This is a genomic window from Hydrogenibacillus schlegelii (genome assembly GCF_001653195.1).
Taxonomy (GTDB): Bacteria; Bacillota; Bacilli; order Thermicanales; family DSM-22653; genus Hydrogenibacillus; species Hydrogenibacillus schlegelii.
Genome location: NZ_JXBB01000066.1, coordinates 18,453 through 36,667 on the forward strand (window position 1 = coordinate 18,453; position 18,215 = coordinate 36,667).

An 18,215-nucleotide genomic window follows, 5' to 3' on the forward strand; every position below is an offset into this window, starting at 1 on the left:
TTTTGTATAGCTGGAAAAAATTGGCTCGGGATCCGTCCTCACCGTCTCCCGAGCCACCAGAAAGAGGGCCGACTCACGAACGCGTGGATGCGACGTTCTCTGGAATGATGGTCAGATCATGTTCAGCTGCTGGCAACCCTCGAAAGTCCGCACTCGCGATCAACGTCCCTTCGGCCAGCGCGTCGGACGCATCATTCTTGGCGACGACGAGGGGAATTTCGGCCGACTGCGCCCAACGCACGGCGTCGGGATGGATCACCTTCGCCCCGTTTTCGGCGAGCCGAAGCGCCTCTTCGTAGGTCAGGTAAGAAAAACGGAGGGATGCGGGATCGCGCCGCGGATCGGCGCTGTAGACGCCGTCGACGTCGGTATAAATCTCGCAGCGATCGGCGCCGAGGGCCGCTGCGAGCGCCGCCGCCGTCGTGTCGGAGCCGCCGCGACCGAGGGTCGTCACTTCGCCCGACGCGGACATGCCCTGAAAACCGGCGACGACGGGGACGGCGCCTCGGGCGAGGAGCGCCCGAATCCGGGCGGTGTTGAAGGCCACGATCCGGGCGCCGCCGTAGGTGCCGTCGGTGATGAGGCCGGCCTGAGCCCCCGTCAGCGCCTCGGCGGCCACCCCTTCCCGATGCAGGGCGATCGCCATGAGGCTCGCCGAGACGATCTCCCCGGTGGCGAGGAGAAGATCGAGTTCCCGCCCCGGCGGCGCCGGGTGAAGGGACGACGCCAGGGCGATGAGGCCGTCGGTCGACCGCCCCATCGCCGAGACGACGAGGACGACCTCCGTCCCCTCCCGCACCGTCCGGGCGACCCGCGCCGCCACCGCCCGGATCGCTTCCACCGTGGCCAGCGACGATCCGCCGTATTTTTGCACGACCCGCCGGGGAATCCGTTCCATCGCCGGTTTCTCTCCTCTCCGTCTTCCGTCCCGCGCCAGATCGGCGCCGGTTGTCTCTTTATGAAGTACATCCTGTTTATGTTCGCTAGACAGTATAGCACCGCGTGCGGCCGAGCACAAGGGCGGAAAACAATTTCGCAATCTTAGTTCTCATCGGGGCCGCCTCCCGACAAAAAAAAACGGCGAACCCCTCTTCGGTTCGCCGTCGGCGTTCCGTTTCCGCCCGCGTTTGGCGGCTTGATCTCACCGTTTCTCGGCTTGATCGCCCCGACGATCGGCTTGATCGGTCCGACCGATCCCGGGCCGCTCGCCGGAGGGGACCGCTTCGTCGGGCGACGTTCTATCGGCCGACGCCCGGGCCGCCTCGACGAAGGCGGCAAAGAGCCGTCGCTGCTCCCATGCGCCGGCGGCGGCGAGGGCTTCGGCGTGCCACTGGACGCCGAGGGCCAGCGGGCCGTCCGGCCGCTCGATCGCCTCGATCACCCCGTCGTCGCTCCAGGCGACGGCCCGCCAGCCGGGAGCGACGCGGCGGATCGCCTGATGGTGAAAGCTGTTGACGCGAAGCCGCTCCGCCCCGACGATCGCCCCAAGCCGGCTGTCCGGCGCCACCCCAACGGCGTGTGCCGGCCACGCGCGGGGCCCCCGCTGCATATGCATGACGAGCGGCCCGCGCCACTGGGCCGGAAGGTCCTGATGGAGATCGCCGCCGAAGGCGACGTTCAAAAGCTGCGCTCCCCGACAGATGCCGAAAAGCGGCAGACCCATCGCCGCGGCGAGGCGCGCAAGCGCCAGTTCAAAGGCGTCCCGCTCCGGCTCAACGGTCCCCAAAGACGGATGCGGCGCCTCGCCGAAAGAGGCCGGGTCGAGATCACCGCCGCCAGTGAGAAGAAGCCCGTCGATCAAAAGGAGCCTGCGCCGGACGTCCTGATCCGCCTCCGCGTAGCCGATCACGACCGGAAGCCCGCCGGCCGCTTCGACGGCTTCGAGGTAATCCCGGTGGACGGTATATCGACCGCCCTCATCCCGACTCGGGATGATGCCGATCACCGGCCGCATCGCCTCTCCCCCTCCCGCCCGGGCCCTTTTCTTCAGGTCCCTCTACGGAAGGTCCCTCTACGGAGCCGCGCCATCCGGAGCGCCGCGGCCCCCTTCTTCCGGATCGAATGCGTCCAACGCCGAATCACCGGATCTTCTCCGAAGCCGGGCGCCGCCGGTCGACCTACGCCCGACCGCCGTCCCCCGCCCGCGCCTCAAAGCGCTCTTCCGCCCCGAGGGGAAGCTCCACCTCCCCGAGGGGCACATCGTGCCGGACGAGATCGGCATACGTTTCTCGCCGGACGACGAGCCGCGCCCGGCCGTCCCGGACGAAGACGACCGCCGGCCGGGGCAGCCGGTTGTAGTGGCTCGCCATGGCGAACGTGTACGCCCCCGTCGCCGGCACCGCCAAGAGATCGCCGATCCGGACCGGCGGGAGCATCACCCGCTCGATGAGGACGTCGCCGCTTTCGCACAGCTTCCCGACGACGCTCACCGCCTCCGTCGCCGGCTCGAGCGCCCGGTCGGCGAGGAGGGCCGTGTAACGGGCGCCGTAGAGGGCCGGACGGATGTTGTCGCTCATCCCGCCGTCGACGGCGACGTAGCGCCGGATCCCCGGAAGATCCTTGATCGCCCCGACGCGATACAGCGTCCAGCCGGCCTCGCCGACGATCGAGCGGCCCGGCTCGAACCAGAGCGCCGGAAGCGGCCGGCCCGCCGCCCGAAAGCGCTCCTTCACCCCGTCCACGACCGCCCGGAGGAGCGCCGTCGCCTCCGGCGCCGCCTCCTCCTCGACGTGCCGGATGCCGAACCCGCCGCCCAGATTGAGCACCTCCAGGTCCAAGGGCGGAAGAAGAGGAAGCGCCCCGAGCAGCTTTTCGACGGCGGCGAGATAGCCGTTTGGCGAGAAGATCTGCGAGCCGATGTGGATACTGAGTCCCCGCAGCCGGAGGCCCGGCACCGCCCGCGTCCGCTCGATCGCCGTCGCCACCTGGCCGCTTCCGAGGTCGAAGCCGAACTTCGATTCTTCCTGCCCGGTGGAAATATATGCGTGCGTATCGGCGTGGATGCCGGGCGTCACCCGAAGAAGAACGTCTATCGGCCGCCTCCCGCCGGCCGAACCGGCCGGGCCGGCAGCGCCCGCCGGAAGGCCGACCTCCGCCGCGACCGCCCGGAGGAGATCGTCCCGCTCCCCGGCGGCGAACGCCCGGAGCCGCTCAAGCTCGTCAAAATTGTCGACGATGATCACGCCGACGCCGGCGGCGAGGGCGAGGGCGAGTTCCGCATCGCTTTTGTTGTTCCCGTGAAAATGGATCCGCTCCGGCGGAAAGCCGGCCTGAAGCGCCGTGTACAGCTCCCCGCCCGAGACGACGTCGAGGCTCGCCCCTTCCTCCCGAACGAGCTCGGCCATCGCCCGCACGCAAAATGCCTTGCAGGCAAAGGCGACGTCATACGTCACCCCCGCCTCCCGGAGCACCGCCTGATAGGCCCGAAGCCGCTCCCGGATGAGCGCCTCGTCGTACACCCAAAGCGGCGTCCCGAACGCCTCCGCCAGGCGGGCGGCCGGGACGCCGCCGATCTCGAGACGCCCCCGTTCGTCGATCCGGCTTGTCCCTTTTAAGAAGAACACGGTTTCTCTCCCCTCCTTTGGCGACATCATAACACAGCGCGGCCCGCCCCGGAAGCGGCGGCGGACCACAACGAGCGGGCTCGGGTCAATTTTTGATCGTGTTTTGCGTATGGATGACGCTCGGCCGGCGGATCGTCTGCGGCACCGCCGTCCGGACGAGGACGTGCCAGAGGGCCGGACCGTTGAACGGGATGAGCGGCCAGAAATACGGCGTATCGAGCGAGCGGGTGAACACGAGCGCGATCACGAGGAGCGTCGCCGCGAGGACGAACCCCGGGATGCCGAAGAAAAAGACAGCCAGGATGAGCCAGAGGCGCGCCAGCCGGTTCGCCAGCGAAAGCTCGTAGCTCGGCGTCGCAAAGAGCCCGATGGCGGCAAAGGCGAGGTAGAGAAGCACCTCCGGCGTGAGGAGGCCGACCTTCACCGCCACGTCGCCGACGAGGACGGCGGCGATGACGCCCATCGCCGTCGCCAGCGGCGACGGCGTATGCACCGCCGCCATGCGCATGAGGTCGAGGCCGAATTCCGCCGCCAGCACCTGAAGGAGAAGCGGCACCTTGCCGGGTTTTTTCGGCCCGAGAAAGCGAAGCCAGTCGGGGAGAAGCTCCGGTTGCAGGGTATACAGCACCCAGAGCGGAAGGAGAAAGATCGACGCCAGAATGCCGAGGAGCCGCACCCAGCGCAGATACGCCCCGGTGACCGGCGTCTGGCGGTACTCCTCGGCGTGCTGCACGTGATGGAAAAACGTCGTCGGCAGGATCATCACGCTCGGCGACGTGTCGACGATGAGGAGGACGTGCCCTTCCAAAAGGTGCTGCACCGCCACGTCCGGCCGTTCGGTGTACCGGACGAGCGGATACGGATTCCACGTCTGACCGATGAGCAGCTCCTGAAGCGACTTGTCCGTCATCGGGAGCCCGTCGATCTCGATCGCCTGAAGCCGCTCCCGGATGAGCTGGACGAGGCCCGGATCGGCGATGTCCCGGATGTAAGCCAGGACGACGTCCGTCTTCGACCGCTCGCCGATGTGGGTCAGCTCCAGCCGGAGGCGCTCGTCCCGAAGCCGGCGGCGGATGAGGCCGGCGTTCGTGATGATGCTTTCGGTAAAGCCGTCTCGCGCCCCCCGGACGACCCGCTCCGTATCCGGCTCTTCCGGCGATCGGTTCGGGTACATCCGGCCGTCGAGGACGATCGCTTCGGCGTGGCCGTCGACGAAGAGGACGAAAAGCCCGCTCAGGAGAAGGTCGATCGCCTCGTCGATGGTCCGGCGCGTCTCCACCTGAACGTGCGTCGCGTACCGGGCGAGGATCAACCGGAAGACGTCTTCCCCGTCGTCGGGGCGGATTTCCGCCAGGGAGCGAAGCACGTGCACGAACATGCCCGCATCGACGAGCCCGTTCGAATAAAAGATCGCCACCCGCGTCTTCCCGACGAGGATCTCCCGGACGCCGACGTCAAACGACGTCCCGACGCCGGCGCGGTCTTTGACGATGGCGACGTTTTCTTCGATCGACCGGCGGACGGGAACGTGGAGCGAATCGTTCGGTGCGGCCACCGCCATCCCTCCCGCCTATAGCTTGCCCCGGCGGAAAGGAATGGCCGCTAGCGGCCGATCTCTTTTTTCAGCGTCTCGAGGATTTTTTTCTCCAGCCGGGACACCTGCACCTGGGAGATGCCGAGGCGGGCGGCGACTTCCTCCTGCGTCTGATCTTTAAAAAACCGGAGGTAGATGATGAGTCGCTCCCGCTCCGGCAGCCGGGCGATGACGTCCCGGAGGCCGACGTGTTCGATCCACGCCTCCTCCCGGTCGTCGGCGATCTGGTCGAGGAGCGTGATCGGGTCGCCGTCGTTTTCGTACACCGTCTCGTGGATCGACGCCGGCGGTCGGGTCGCTTCCTGGGCGAGGATCACGTCGTCCGGCGTCAGGCCGAGGGCGTCGGCGACCTCCTGGATCGTCGGCTCCCGACCGAGGGACTTCATGAGCTCGTCCCGCGCCCGGCGCACCCGGAGGCCCGCCTCCTTGAGCGCCCGGCTCACCTTGATCGTCCCGTCGTCCCGAATAAAGCGCTGGATTTCGCCGATGATCATCGGCACGGCGTAGGTCGAAAACTTCACGTCGTAGGCGAGATCAAACTTGTCGATCGCCTTGATGAGCCCGATGGCGCCGATCTGAAACAGGTCGTCCGCTTCGTACCCGCGGTTTAAAAACCGCTGGACGATCGACCAGACGAGGCGGAGATTCGCTTCGACGAGGGCCGTCCGCGCCGCCTCGTCGCCGGCATGGGCCCGGGCGATGAGCGACCGGATCTCCTCGTCGGAAAGCGCCGGGGCGGCCCGCTCCGCTTCGAACGACATCGAACCACCTTCTAATGGGCCGGCGCGCTCGGGGCGCCGGCCGAACTTTTGATCCGCCGCACCATCCGGACCCGCGTCCCCCGCCCCGGGGCGCTTTCGACCTCGACGTCGTCCATAAAGTTTTCCATGATCGTAAAGCCCATCCCCGACCGCTCGAGATCCGGCCGCGTCGTGTATAGCGGCTCCCGCGCCTTGGCCACGTCGGCAATGCCGGCGCCCTGGTCTTCGACGACGACGGTCAGGACGTCACCGTCGATCCACGCCCGGACGACGACCTCCCCGGGTTCGTCTCGATCGGGGTAGCCGTGGATGATGGCGTTCGTCACCGCTTCGGAGACCGCCGTTTTGATCTCGTCCAGCTCTTCCACCGTCGGGTCGAGGGCGGCGGCAAAGGCGGCGACGGCGACCCGGGCGAGGGACTCGTTGCCGCTTCTGGCGGGGAAGACAAGCGTCATGGCGTTCGTCCGGGCCATTTACGCCACCCCCAGGGCGTCCAGCGCTTCGGCTTCCGACGCCGCCACGGTGAGGATTTTGAGCAGGCCGGCCAGCTCGAAAATGCGCCGCACCGTCGGGCCGAGGCCGCAGACGACGAGGCGGCCGCCGACGGACTGCACTTTTTTATAACGCCCGAGGAGAACGCCGATGCCGGAACTGTCCATAAACGACAGGGCCGAGAGATTCAGCACGATGTCCCGCACGCCGTCTCCGTCGATCGCCCGGTCGAGGGCCGTCCGGAGCTCCGGCGCCGTGTGGTGATCGAGTTCGCCCGACAGACGGACGATGAGCACCTGATCGCGCTTTTCCGTCTCCAGCGCAAACATCCGTCCTCTCCCCCGTTTCTCTTCGGTCGCCCGGGTTCGCCCTCAAACCCCGCCGAGGACGCCCGGGTCAACCGCTCTGCCGATCGTCGATCGACGCCCGGCCGATCACCGTATCGTTTCGCTCCGTCCCTTCGGGAATCCTGCCGCGCCGACGCGACTCGTCCGACATCGACAAAGGTTCTCAGATAACGCGAAAACCCGCGCGGGGCTGCGCCGGCACAGGCCCTTCGCGGGTAGCTTGGCCATTTTCTTTCGGGGGTATCCCTCTTTTTTCATTTAATTTTTGCGCTAACCGGATCCCGGCCTTCGACGAGGCGGTAAAACATCCGGTTGAACAGCGTCCCGAACGACGCCCGGCCGCTTCCTTCGGCGGCGACGAGGGGGACGCGGACCGTCCGGTCGCCGTCCCGGACGACGAGGGTGCCGAGCGGATCGCCGGCATGGACCGGCGCCGGGACGACGGCCGGGAGCGTCACGGCCAATTCCGGCTTGCCGACGGCGGCGCCTTTTTTCCGGAGGAGGCTCACGGCGTGCGGGGCGGTCGCGTGGACGACGGGCCGGTCGCCCTTGTCGACCCGGACGGCGCCGACGACGGTCCCCTTCGGTACGAGGACGACGCTGGTGTAGTGGGCGAAGCCGTAGTCGAGCATCGCCGTGATGTCCCGATTCCGGGTCTTCGCCGTCGGCTCGCCGAGGACGACGGCGATCAGGCGCAGATCGCCCCGCTTGGCCGTCGCCGAGAGGCCGTAGCGGGCCTCGCTCGTGTAGCCGGTCTTCAGGCCGTCCATCCCTTCGTAGAAGCGCACCAGCCGGTTCGTGTTGACGAGCCAGAACGGCCGGTCGGTGTCCTTCCGGAGGTAATCTTCGTAGAGCGACGTGTAGCGGAGGACCGCCTCGTGGGCGATGAGGGCCCGGCTCATGATGGCGATGTCCCGGGCGGTCGTGTAGTGGTTTTCGACCGGGAGGCCGGTGGCGTTGGCGAAGTGGGTGTTGTTCATGCCGAGGGCCTTCGCCTTTTCGTTCATCCGGGCGACGAACGCCGCTTCCGAGCCGGCGAGGTGTTCCGCCATCGCCACCGAGGCATCGTTCGCCGAGGCGATCGCGATCGCTTTGATCAGGTCTTCGACGGTCATCCGCTCGCCGGGGGCGAGGAAGATCTGGGATCCGCCCATCGAAGCCGCCCGCTCGCTCGCCGTGACGACGTCCGTGATGCGGATGTCGCCCCGCTCGAGGGCCTCCATGATGAGAAGAAGGGTCATGATCTTGGTGATGCTGGCCGGCGGCCGTTTCTCGTCGGCATTTTTCTCGTACAGGACGGTGCCGGTGTCCATGTCGACGAGGATCGCCGAGACGGCATCCGGCGCCAAGTCGACCGGCGGCGCCTCGGCCGCCTCGATCAGGGGCGCGGCAAAGACGGCTTCCGTCCCGGTCTTCGCCCGCCGCTCGACGGTCGGAAGACCGCCGTCCGCCGCGCCGGCTCCGACCGCCGGCGCCGCCTTGCGGCCGTCGCCTCCGGCTGGCGTCGGAGGGATGCCGCCATCGGAGGGGACGTCGGCCGCCGGATTCCCCGGGGCGTCGCCGGAGACGGCGCCGGTCGGTGGAGGCGTCCCGCCTTCGCCGGGGATGGCATGGTCCGCCGGCAACGCGGTTTTGTCGCCGGGGGGAAGGCCGGACGAGGGCGATCCGCCTTGGTCCGGGAGGCCGTCGGCCCGGACGACGGGGCCGAGGACCCCGGTCCCGATGAGGGCGAGACCGATCAGGCCAAAAGCGATGCCGCGCCGGGGTCGGAGGCGTCGGTCGCGCCTCTTTAACCGAGGTGCGCTCACCGCGCGGGCCTCCTTTCACCGTTTCGGATGCGGCCGCCCGACCCTTGGGCGACCGGCCGCTTTACCGTTCGGTATACCCGAAAAAAGGCCCGCTTAAACCGGACGCCGCTTCCGCCCGGACGGCCCCGCCTCGGCGCGGTCCGGCCGGCGCGCCGGCCCCGAGGCCGCCGGTGCCCGTTCGGTTCGTGCGGCTTCATCGGTCGCGGCATCCCGGCGTTCGAGACGCCTCGCGACCGGGTCGTCCGACCGGTTCGTGCCGGCCGGCCGGTCGCGGCGGCTCATCCGGCCGGCCGCGGCCCCCGATCGGTTCTCGGCTCGCGGAACGTCCACCTCCGGTGGCCGACGAAGGTGAGGGTCGTATAGAGCCCCGTGCCGATGACGACGGCCAGCATATCGAAGCCCTGCGGCGAAGCTCCGATCGGCCCGGCGCCCAAGGCGGCGGCCAGAACGGAGAGGCCGACCAAGGCCGCCGAAGCCATCCGGCGGGCGACGAAAAAGGCGACGCCGTAGCCGACGAGGGTGACGAGGAGAAACCGCCCGAAGGCCCGCCGGACGTCTCCCCGGTGGCCGAACGTAAAGCGACGGTTTAAGGCAAAGCTCGTCCCGAGGCCGAGCGCAAACCCGCCGGCGGTCGCCGGCCAGTACGGGACGCCGAGGCGGAGGAGAAGGAGCATCGCGCCGGTGCCGACCAAAGTGTTCACGACGCCGACGGCGAGGTAGCGCCCTCCCTGCCGCCAGGCGGACGGCGTCTGAGGCGGACCGGCCGCCCGGCTCCGAAGGCCTTCCCGGCCCATCGCGCCGCCCCCGACATCACCGCGCACGGCCACCCGCCTCCCCGGCACCGTCCGGGCTCCCCGCGCGGCTTCTTCCGCCGGTCCGGTCGGCTAAGGCGCGCTCCTCTGCTTCGCGGCCGCCCTCGCTTCCGAACGGCTTCCCGTCGCCGCCTTCATCGCGGCCGCCCCCGCTTTCGAATGTCTGCCTGACCCCGCCTGCCGCCCGGACCTTCGGCGCCGGCGCCCGCCGGGGGGGAAGCACCGCCGCTTCGACGATGTACCGCGGCCGCCGTTTCGCCTCGAGATAGATTTTGCCGATATACTCCCCGACCAGTCCGATGGAAAGCAGCATGAGTCCGCCGAGAAACCAGAGGGAGAGCATGAGGCTCGTCCAGCCGCGCTCGGCATGACCGGCGAGCTTGCTCCAGAGGGTGTATCCGCCGGCGAGGGCGCTCACGGCGAAAACGGTGAGGCCTGCGAGCGTCACGAAGCGGATCGGCCGGACGCTGAACGACGTGATCCCTTCGACGGCCAAGGCGAGCATCTTCCGGAGCGGGTACTTGGACTCGCCGGCGGCCCGATGGCGGCGATCGTAGCGGACGATCGCCTGGCGGAAACCGATGAGCGGGACGAGGCCCCGGAGGAAGAGGTTGGCCTCCCGGAAGCGGAGGAGCGCCCGGAGCGCCCGGCGGGAAAGAAGCCGGTAGTCGGCGTGGTCGCTTACGATCTCAGCCCCCATCCAGCGCATCAGCCGGTAGAACGCCCGGGCCGTCGTCCGCTTGAACCACCGGTCCGTCTCCCGGGCCCGGCGCACGCCGTAGACGACGTCGTAGCCTTCGAGAAAGCGGAGGACCATCTCCCGCATCGCCGCCACGTCGTCCTGGAGATCGGCGTCGATCGACACGACGGCGTCCGCCCGGTCCCGGACGGCCCGGTAGCCGGCGAGAAGCGCCGCCTGATGGCCGGCGTTTTTGGCCAGTTTGAGGCCGTAAAAACGGAGCGACGACGGCGATGGCGAAGACGAGACGGCTTCCGCCAAGCCCGCGATGATCGACCACGTCCGGTCCCGGCTCCCGTCGTCGACGAACAGGACGTAACTCTCTTCCGCGATCAGCCCTTCCCGGACCATCGCCCAAAGCGTTTCCCGGAGCGCCGCCCCCGTCTGCGGAAGGACTTCTTCTTCGTTGTAACACGGGACGACGACGGCGAGCACCGGCTTCTTTCGACCGGCGCCCGAGCGGATGGAATCGGCGTTCGTCGCGTTCATCGTCGCTCATCGCTCCTTTACGCTTTGCTCCGGATGCGTTTTTCCGGCATATCCCGTCTCTCCACAAGAACCGCCGCGCCTTGCGCTCGGTTCGCCCGCTCGGCGGAGCGCTCGGGTGACCGTCACCAGACCGGCTCCGGCCAGGATCGACAGGGTCGGCAGCGCGAAATATCGATACCGCACCTGAATCTCGATGACGAGGTGCACCGCCGCGTATCCGAGCACGATCCAAAGAAGGAGCATCCGTCCGTCCGGCCAAGGGCCGCGCCCATCTTGGCGCCGCATCCCGAGGACAAGCCCGACGAAGGCGGAAGCCGTGACGAAGAGAAACGCGGCGCGTTCGGCGGCTTTCAAGGCGGCCTCCAGGGCCGGCCGATGGACGCCGTGATTCCACCAGAAGGTCGCGTCCGGCGAACCCCACAAAATACAAAATTTCCGCCAGAAAAGCGGAAGAAGCGCGTCGACGTCCAGGAGCCGCTTCAGAACGAGCGCTTTTTCGACCTCGAGCTGCGCTTGCAAGGTCGGGAGATCGGCGAACCGGCGCAGGTCTTCCTCGGCGTACTGGCCGCTCGACGCGGGGTTCAGGCCGACGACAAACTTCCAGTACGGATCGTGGCTCTTTAAGCTATAGGGCGTCACGCCTGCGGCGTTCAGCGCAAGGCCGGCCGCGGAGGTGACGAGCCAAAAGACGATCAGGACCCACGCGGTGGTTTCAAGCGGGATCACCGCCTTTCGGAGCGCCGGCCAAAAACGCTTCTCCGAGGCGGAGCGCTCGCTCGAAAGCCAAACGAAGGCGGCGCGAAACAGGCCAAAGAAGGCGATCACCGGTAAAACGAGCGGCCCGTACGGGCGAAAAAGCTCGCCGAGCGCCAAAGCCAAACCGGTCGCGATCGCCCGCGGCCGCTCGCGCAGGCGGAGATCGCAAAGGAAAAAGCAAAACGCAAGATAAAAGAAAAAATCGGCCGGGTGCTGATTCGTCAGCACGCTTACGGTGCTGATCGTCGAAGGATACAGCGCGTACACCAGGCCGGCCGCTCGCCCCGCCCGATCGCCGAACAGCGCTCGCCCGAGCGCATAGACGATGCCGGCAAGCGCGCTCTGCCAGAAGGCGTTGAGGACCTTCAAAGGGAGGGGATGAGCGCCGAAGAGCTTGATGACGAGCGCTTCGTACAGCGTAAACGGCAGCTGATACGTCCAGCGCACATAATACGGCGCCTCCGTAAAGCTGAAATCGCCGCGCGCGGCCTTCACGGCCATGTTGAACATGAACTCGAAGTCCGACACCGGCGTCGTCGGAACCGAGGCGACCCAAATGAGGCGGATCGCCAGAGCGAAGCAAAAAAGGCCGACGACGAACCGGACCGAAGATCGCAGGCGAAAGAGGAAGACGCCCGTCCCCACAAGCGCCGCCGCCGCCATGCCGAAAAGCGCCAGCCGCTCCGGGGCCGATCGACCGAGCTCCAGAAGGCCGGACGCGATGCCCTGTTCATTTTGGACCAGCGCCTTCAGGGTGACGAAGAATCCGAGCGCCACGAAAACGGTGGCCGCGGCGAACGTAAGGCGTTTCGCTCCGTGCGCGAAACGATCGATTCCATGCAACGAACGCACCCCTGATGACAGATTATACGATATCTGGGCAAAGCTCAAGACCCGTTCGGCGGCGTTCCGTCAAGAAGGTCCTGATGATCGCCACCGCCCTCAACGGCTGTTTTTCAACCCTCGGCTCAGCCCGTTCCGGATAGCGTGCACTTTGCAACGCTCTCCTACCGTGCCGGTCAGCCCTTCTGAATTGCTCGGTCGCAGGCAAAGTTGGGCATCCCGGATGACCAGTCCGCTCCCCCGAAGCCCCCGCGCTTTCAGCCCTCCTTGAAACTCGGTCCACAACGTCCCATCCTCAGGGGGCCGATGTCAAACCCAGCACCTCGCGCTCCCCCTTAACGGGTAGCCCCGATGGCGATCGGGCAAACCGAGCGCATCGGCTGACACCCAATCTCGTCCGGAAAGTTCCGCACCGAACACTTCGCCGCTCCCCCGTTTCCGCACCGTTCGGCCGGCTCGGTGCACCGGAAGCCGGAGGCGGCCGGATCATCGGTCGGGCGGACCGCTTGCGTTTGGTTTTTTTTGAGTGTTACAATGGGCACAGATCACAGCGTGACTGCACAAGGAGGGGTTGCGGTGTTGCGTCCGGTGCCTTCGTACGCACCGCACCATGCGTGGGTTCGCCCGATCGAAGCCGCCTGGGTCAGCGGCGACGGGAAGGCAAGTCGGCACCAATTAGTCGAAAGATTTATTAAATTATTTCCGACGGCCCTCTTCCGCCTCGGACACCGGTATCGGGAAACGCCCGGACCGGAGACGGACATCCTCCTGACCGAAGCGCCGTTTCTCCGGCCGATCGGCTGGCGGGAGGCGCCCCTGTTCACCGCCCGGCGGCGGTATCGCCTGCCCAAAACGCCGACGGTCGTCGCCGTCGTCGGCGCCGACCCCGATGCGTGGCTGGCGGCCCTTCGGGCGGCCGACCGGCTCCTCGCCGGCCGCGACGAGACCGAAAGCGCCGCGCTTCTCGCCGGCCTCGCTCCGACGGCCAAAGAAGCGCTCCTCGCCCAGGGTCGCCGGGGCGGTCCCGTTCTCCTTCTCGAACGGGCCCTGCAGGCTCAGGCGAAAAGCATCCGCCTCCTCCTTCTTCTCGGCCGGACGACGATCGAAGCGGCGTACGTCTTCGACCTCGTCGGCGCCCACCCGCGGCTCGTCGTCGATCCGGCCGTCCCGGCCGTGGAAGGAGCGGCGCTCCCGGAGACCGGAGAGCCGCCCGGTGCGCCGGCAGCCGCCGGGTCCGCCACCCGCGAAACCGAGCCGGCGACCGCGGGCCGGCCGTCGGCCGGCGCCGGACACTTCCGGGAAGACGCCGCGGCCCTCGAGCCCCCGCCGACGGCCCGTTTTCCCGACGAGGCGTCGCTCGTCGAAGACGTCGTCCGGCGCCTGCAGGCGGTCGTGAGCACCCGGGAGATCACCGCCCACGTCACCCTCGATGAACCGCTTCCGGAAGACGCCTGGCGCCGGTTGACCGCTCCGGCGGCGATGCGGCGGGCCGGCCTGGAATTCGGCCGGCGGGGCTTTTTCACCGAGACGATCACCATCCGATCCCTCGTCCGGGTGCCGGCGATGAGCGACGCCATCGCCGACCAGTACAGCGAAGGCTGCTACGCGACGTGGGAGCCGGGCGTCGGCCTCGTGGCGACGATCACCGGCAGCGCCCGGGCGTTCGACAAGACGGCCCTTTCGGACGACGAGCTTGCGCTCATCGTCGGCGTCCGCCCGGACGGCGCCGGCGCCGTCGTCCGGCCGGTCGCGGGGAAGCGGAACGACCCGCCGTCCTCGGAGGCGGTGGAACTCTTTGCCATGGACGCGCCGCTGCCGAAGATCCGCTGGTCGGCGCCCGACGGCCCGCGGGACGTGCCGGTCGCCCGTTCGAAACTCCACGGGCATCGGGGCGTCCGGGCCTTCGATCCCCGGCGGGTCGAGTACGTCCCGATGGGCGCCGCGTATTTTCACTACCCCGTCTCCTGCTCGACGGAGGCGCAGGCCCTCGGGATCATCGAGGCCTTTCGCCGCTCGGAGGCGCTCACGCGGCCGGACGACCCGCGGATGATCGCCTTTACCATCATCCCGGGCCACGGCGTCTTGATCGTCGAAAAGTGGGAGCCGGGGAAAGCGCCGTTTCAGCTCATCTGGGAAGCGATGGACGACGGCGCCCTCGAGATCACGCCGCGGGTGCCGCAGGGACCGTTCCAGTACGTCCCGGCCGCAGACGGCCGCCTGGTCTGGCCGGAGGGGTAATCGGGCGATGCGCCTTTGGTCCCTTCCCCTCCGCGGCCGCGTCGTCGTCCTCACCGGCGCCTCCTCCGGCTTCGGCGAGCGAACCGCCCGCCGGCTCGCCGTCGAAGGGGCCCGCCTTGTCCTCGCCGCCCGCCGGGCGGAGCGGCTCGAAGCGCTCCGGCGGAACCTTCCGACCGAAGCGGTCGCCGTCTCCGCCGACGTCACCGACCCGGCCGCCCGCCGGCGAATCGTGGAGGCGGCGCTTTCGGCCTTCGGCCGCATCGACGTCCTCATCCACAACGCCGGCCTGGGCCGGCTCGACTGGCTGGACAACCTCGCTCCGGACGAGATCGACCGGATGATCGACGTGAACTTCCGGGCGCCGATCCATTTCACCCGGGAAGCGCTGCCCCATCTGGTTCCCGGCGGCCACGTCGTCTTCGTCGCCTCGCTCGCGTCCTTTACCGCGACGCCGCCGTACGTCATCTACGCGGCAACGAAGTTCGGACTCAAAGGCTTCGCCGACGCCCTCCGGCGGGAGCTTCGTCCCCGGGGCCTTCGCGTCACCGCCGTCTACCCGGCGCCGGCCCGGACGGAATTCACCGCCCACAACGGCGAAAGCGTCTTCCTCCCGTTCGTCTCCCATCCCCGCTGGCTCTTCCTCGACCCGGACCGGGTCGCCCGGGCGATCGTCGCCGCCCTGAAGCGGCCCCGGGCCCACGTCTTCGTTCCGGGGTGGATCCGGCCGATCGCCTGGGCGGAAGGGGTCGTCCCGGGCCTCGTCGACGCCGTCGTCGGCCCGCTGTTCGTCCGGCCCTTCTGGGCACGGGAAGCGCGGCGGCGCGTATCGCCGGAGCGTCGGCCGGCCCCGTGAACCCGATCGCGGTCGATCCCCTTTGTCATCGCCGCGCTTCTCGCCCAGAAGGCCAAAAAAACCGCGGAGGCGGATAGCGGCGTCCACCTTCTGGAAGGATGGCCGACCGGGAAGAAAACGGCCGCGCGAAACCTTGAACGTCTGACCCGCGGCGCCCCGCTTCACCCGTCGAGGATGGCCAGCACTTTCGACGCCGGTCCACCGGCCGCTCGGCCCGCGAGACCGGCGTCTTCGGCTGTTTCGCCGAGGGCATACGCCTCCCGCAGGCGGAGGACGGCGTCTTCCGGGATCGGCCGGGAGGCAAGCACGTCCGCCAGCACCTCACCCCGGCGGACGACCTCCCCGGTTTTTTTCCTAAGGTGGACCCCGGCGGCGAGATCGATCGCCGCTTCCTTCGTCGCCCGGCCGGCACCGGCGCGCATCGCCGCCTCCCCGACCGCCCGGGCGTCGAGGGCGGTGACGACGCCGTCGGCCCAGGCGACCACCGCCGCCCGGTGGTGCGGTCGGGGAAGGACCGCCTCCGGCGCGTCGACGACCGCCGGATCGCCCCCTTGAGCGGCCACGAAAGCCCGAAACGCCCCGAGCCCCCGGCCGTCGGCGAGGGCCTCCCGAACGGCGGCGACCGCCGCCGCCCGGTCGGGGGCGAGGCCGGCCAGGAGCACCATCTCCGCCGCCACGACGACGGCCACTTCTTCGACGTCCTCCGGCCCCTCGCCGCGAAGGACGCGGATCGCCTCCGCCACCTCGTTGGCATTGCCGACTTCCCGGCCGAGGGGCTCGTCCATCGCCGTGAGAATCGCGTGCGTCCGCTTGCCGAGCCGTCGGCCGATGGCGATCATCGCCTCGGCGAGCGCCCGGGCCGACGCCTCGTCCGGCATGAACGCCCCCCGTCCGACCTTGACGTCGAGGACGATGGCGTCGGCGCCGGCGGCGAGCTTTTTGCTCATGATCGAGCTCGCGATGAGCGGAATCGAGTCCACCGTGCCGGTCACGTCCCGGAGGGCGTAGAGCGCCTTGTCCGCCGGGACGAGACCTTCCGTCTGGCCGACGACGGCGAAGCCGACGGCGTCGACCTGGCGCAAAAACGCCTCCCGGTCGAGGGCGGTGCGAAAGCCGGGGATCGCCTCCAGCTTATCGATCGTGCCGCCGGTGTGGCCGAGGCCGCGGCCGCTCATCTTCGGCGCCTTCACCCCGACGGCGGCCGCGAGCGGAAGCGCGACGAGCGTCGTCTTGTCGCCGACGCCGCCGGTCGAGTGCTTGTCCACCTTGACGCCGGGGACGACCGAAAGATCGAGCACCTCCCCGGACGTGCGCATGGCCTCGGTGAGCGCCGCCACCTCGGCCTCGGTCATGCCGCGAAAATAGACGGCCATCAAAAAGGCGCTCACCTGGTAGTCCGGAATCGTCCCCCGGACGACGCCGTCGACGAAGAAGCGGATCTCCCCTTCGGTGAGCGCCCCGCCGTCCCGTTTTTTCAAGATGAGATCGAGCATCCGCATCGCGCTTCCCCCTTGCCGCCCGCCGGTTCCGTCGGCCGTTCCGCCCCTTCCTTCCCGACGATGGCGCCCGACGACGGCCCGGGTCAGGCTTTTCAAGCCGGCCGGCCGCTTGACGCCGTCGGCCGCGTGCGGCAAACGTTAAGCCGAGTTCGGCCGCGGTCGCTCGCCGTCGGCCGGCCGGCGTTCGGCCGCCGTTTCGACTCGATCGCTTCGATCAGGCGGCGATCTCGCCCAAAAAACTCGTCCCGAGCGGCATCGGTCCGACGCTGAAGTTCTCGGCGATCGTCTGGGCGACGTCCGCAAACGTCTCCCGGGTGCCGAGGGGCCGTCCGACGACCCCCTTGGCCTCCGCCGTCGGATCGTAGACGAGGAGCGGCACGTACTCCCGGGTGTGGTTCGTCCCGCGAAACGTCGGGTCGTTCCCGTGGTCCGCCGTCAGGATGAAGAGGTCCCCCGGCCGAAGCGCCTGCAAAAGTTCCGGAAGCCGCCGGTCGAACGCCTCGAGGGCCGCCTTGTAGCCGGCCGGATCGCGCCGGTGGCCGTATTTGGAGTCGAAGTCGACGAGATTGGTCAGGACAAGCCCCTTAAGATCCGACCGGGCGATCATCCGGAGCGTCACGTCGACGCCGTCGTCGTTCGACCGGGTCGGGTGGCTTTCGGTGAGGCCGACACCGGCAAAAATGTCCCCGATCTTGCCGACGCCGACGACGTCGTAGCCGGCCGCCTTCAGCCGGACCAGGACCGTCTCGCCGTGGGGCTCGACGGAAAAATCCCGCCGGTTCGGCGTCCGCTCGAATGCCCCCGGGGCGCCGACGAACGGCCGGGCGATCACCCGGGCGACCGCCCAGTCCGGCCGCGAGCGGGTGAGGGCGAGGGCGGTCTCACAGGCCCGGTAGAGCTCCGAAAGCGGGACGACGGCCTCGTGGGCGGCGATCTGAAAGACGCTGTCGGCGGACGTGTAGACGATCCACGCCCCGGTCCGGAGGTGTTCCTCCCCGAGGCGGGCGATGATCTCGGTGCCGGACGCCGGGACGTTCCCGAGGACGCTGCGGCCGGTCGCATCGGCAAACGCCCGGAGGAGTTCTTCCGGAAAGCCGTTCGGATAGGTCGGAAACGGCGTGTCGGTCCGGAGCCCCATGAGCTCCCAGTGGCCGATCGTCGTATCCTTCCCCCGGGAGACTTCCGCCATCCGGCCGAAATGGGCGCGCGGCCGCTCCGTCGGCGGGATGCCCGAAAGCGGCGCGATGTTCCCCAGGCCGAGGGCGGCCAGGTTGGGCACGAACAGCCCGACCCGCTCGGCGATGTGGCCGAGGGTGTTCGCCCCCGCGTCGCCGAATGCCTCGGCGTCCGGAAGCGCTCCGATGCCGACACTGTCCAGAACGACGACAAAAAGCCGCCGATAACGCGTCGCCATCGTCCCT

At 68.7% G+C, this 18,215-nt stretch carries 14 protein-coding genes and 2 pseudogenes; 2 read left to right on the top strand and 14 right to left on the bottom strand.

The features are described 5' to 3' along the window. Positions 1 to 73: 73 nt before the first annotated feature. The 12 genes and pseudogenes from SA87_RS12065 to SA87_RS14530 all read right to left on the bottom strand — a co-directional run. Entirely contained in the window at positions 74 to 898 is an 825-nt protein-coding gene (locus SA87_RS12065; RefSeq protein WP_066203710.1) for an aspartate kinase, read from the bottom strand. 243 nt (positions 899 to 1,141) lie between these two features. After that, complete coding sequence (locus tag SA87_RS12070) at positions 1,142 to 1,954, bottom strand: gamma-glutamyl-gamma-aminobutyrate hydrolase family protein (RefSeq protein ID WP_066203714.1); 813 nt, start codon at positions 1,952 to 1,954, stop codon at positions 1,142 to 1,144. Positions 1,955 to 2,117: 163 nt separating this feature from the next. Next, on the bottom strand, positions 2,118 to 3,563 hold the full coding sequence (lysA, locus tag SA87_RS12075; protein ID WP_245637741.1) for a diaminopimelate decarboxylase: 1,446 nt from the start codon (positions 3,561 to 3,563) through the stop codon (positions 2,118 to 2,120). Between the two features lie 85 nt (positions 3,564 to 3,648). Continuing rightward, positions 3,649 to 5,124: a spore germination protein gene (locus SA87_RS12080; protein WP_066203717.1), complete on the bottom strand. Its 1,476-nt coding sequence runs from the start codon at positions 5,122 to 5,124 to the stop codon at positions 3,649 to 3,651. 41 nt (positions 5,125 to 5,165) lie between these two features. After that, positions 5,166 to 5,918: an RNA polymerase sporulation sigma factor SigF gene (sigF, locus tag SA87_RS12085; RefSeq protein ID WP_066203718.1), complete on the bottom strand. Its 753-nt coding sequence runs from the start codon at positions 5,916 to 5,918 to the stop codon at positions 5,166 to 5,168. 11 nt (positions 5,919 to 5,929) lie between these two features. Continuing rightward, positions 5,930 to 6,391 (bottom strand): anti-sigma F factor, encoded by a 462-nt coding sequence (spoIIAB, locus tag SA87_RS12090; RefSeq protein ID WP_066203720.1) that lies wholly within the window; start codon positions 6,389 to 6,391, stop codon positions 5,930 to 5,932. After that, a complete protein-coding gene (gene spoIIAA, locus SA87_RS12095; RefSeq protein ID WP_066203722.1) occupies positions 6,392 to 6,739 on the bottom strand; it encodes an anti-sigma F factor antagonist in 348 nt (115 codons plus the stop codon). Positions 6,740 to 7,011: 272 nt separating this feature from the next. After that, entirely contained in the window at positions 7,012 to 8,565 is a 1,554-nt protein-coding gene (locus SA87_RS12100; RefSeq protein ID WP_245637743.1) for a D-alanyl-D-alanine carboxypeptidase family protein, read from the bottom strand. A gap of 278 nt (positions 8,566 to 8,843) precedes the next feature. Beyond that, the gene (locus SA87_RS12110) at positions 8,844 to 9,386 is read right to left on the bottom strand and encodes a GtrA family protein (RefSeq protein ID WP_066441885.1); all 543 of its coding nucleotides are present in this window, start codon (positions 9,384 to 9,386) and stop codon (positions 8,844 to 8,846) included. Positions 9,387 to 9,555: 169 nt separating this feature from the next. Next, a pseudogene (locus SA87_RS12115) lies at positions 9,556 to 10,605 on the bottom strand (glycosyltransferase family 2 protein); the annotation flags it as partial. Between the two features lie 6 nt (positions 10,606 to 10,611). Further along, positions 10,612 to 12,138, bottom strand: a complete 1,527-nt coding sequence (locus tag SA87_RS12120) for a glycosyltransferase family 39 protein (protein WP_169816970.1) — start codon at positions 12,136 to 12,138, stop codon at positions 10,612 to 10,614. A 165-nt stretch (positions 12,139 to 12,303) separates the two neighbouring features. After that, positions 12,304 to 12,492 (bottom strand): annotated as a pseudogene (locus SA87_RS14530) (transposase); the annotation flags it as partial. Positions 12,493 to 12,780: 288 nt separating this feature from the next. On the opposite strand from SA87_RS14530, the gene SA87_RS12125 reads away from it, so the two are divergent. Next, the gene (locus SA87_RS12125; RefSeq protein ID WP_066203739.1) at positions 12,781 to 14,442 is read left to right on the top strand and encodes a hypothetical protein; all 1,662 of its coding nucleotides are present in this window, start codon (positions 12,781 to 12,783) and stop codon (positions 14,440 to 14,442) included. 7 nt (positions 14,443 to 14,449) lie between these two features. After that, a complete protein-coding gene (locus tag SA87_RS12130; protein WP_066203741.1) occupies positions 14,450 to 15,295 on the top strand; it encodes an SDR family NAD(P)-dependent oxidoreductase in 846 nt (281 codons plus the stop codon). Positions 15,296 to 15,456: 161 nt separating this feature from the next. On the opposite strand, the gene SA87_RS12135 is transcribed toward SA87_RS12130, so the two are convergent. Both SA87_RS12135 and SA87_RS12140 read right to left on the bottom strand, forming a co-directional pair. Further along, positions 15,457 to 16,794: a thymidine phosphorylase gene (locus tag SA87_RS12135; RefSeq protein ID WP_066203906.1), complete on the bottom strand. Its 1,338-nt coding sequence runs from the start codon at positions 16,792 to 16,794 to the stop codon at positions 15,457 to 15,459. Between the two features lie 214 nt (positions 16,795 to 17,008). Continuing rightward, a complete protein-coding gene (locus SA87_RS12140) occupies positions 17,009 to 18,208 on the bottom strand; it encodes a phosphopentomutase (RefSeq protein ID WP_066203745.1) in 1,200 nt (399 codons plus the stop codon). Positions 18,209 to 18,215: the final 7 nt, after the last annotated feature.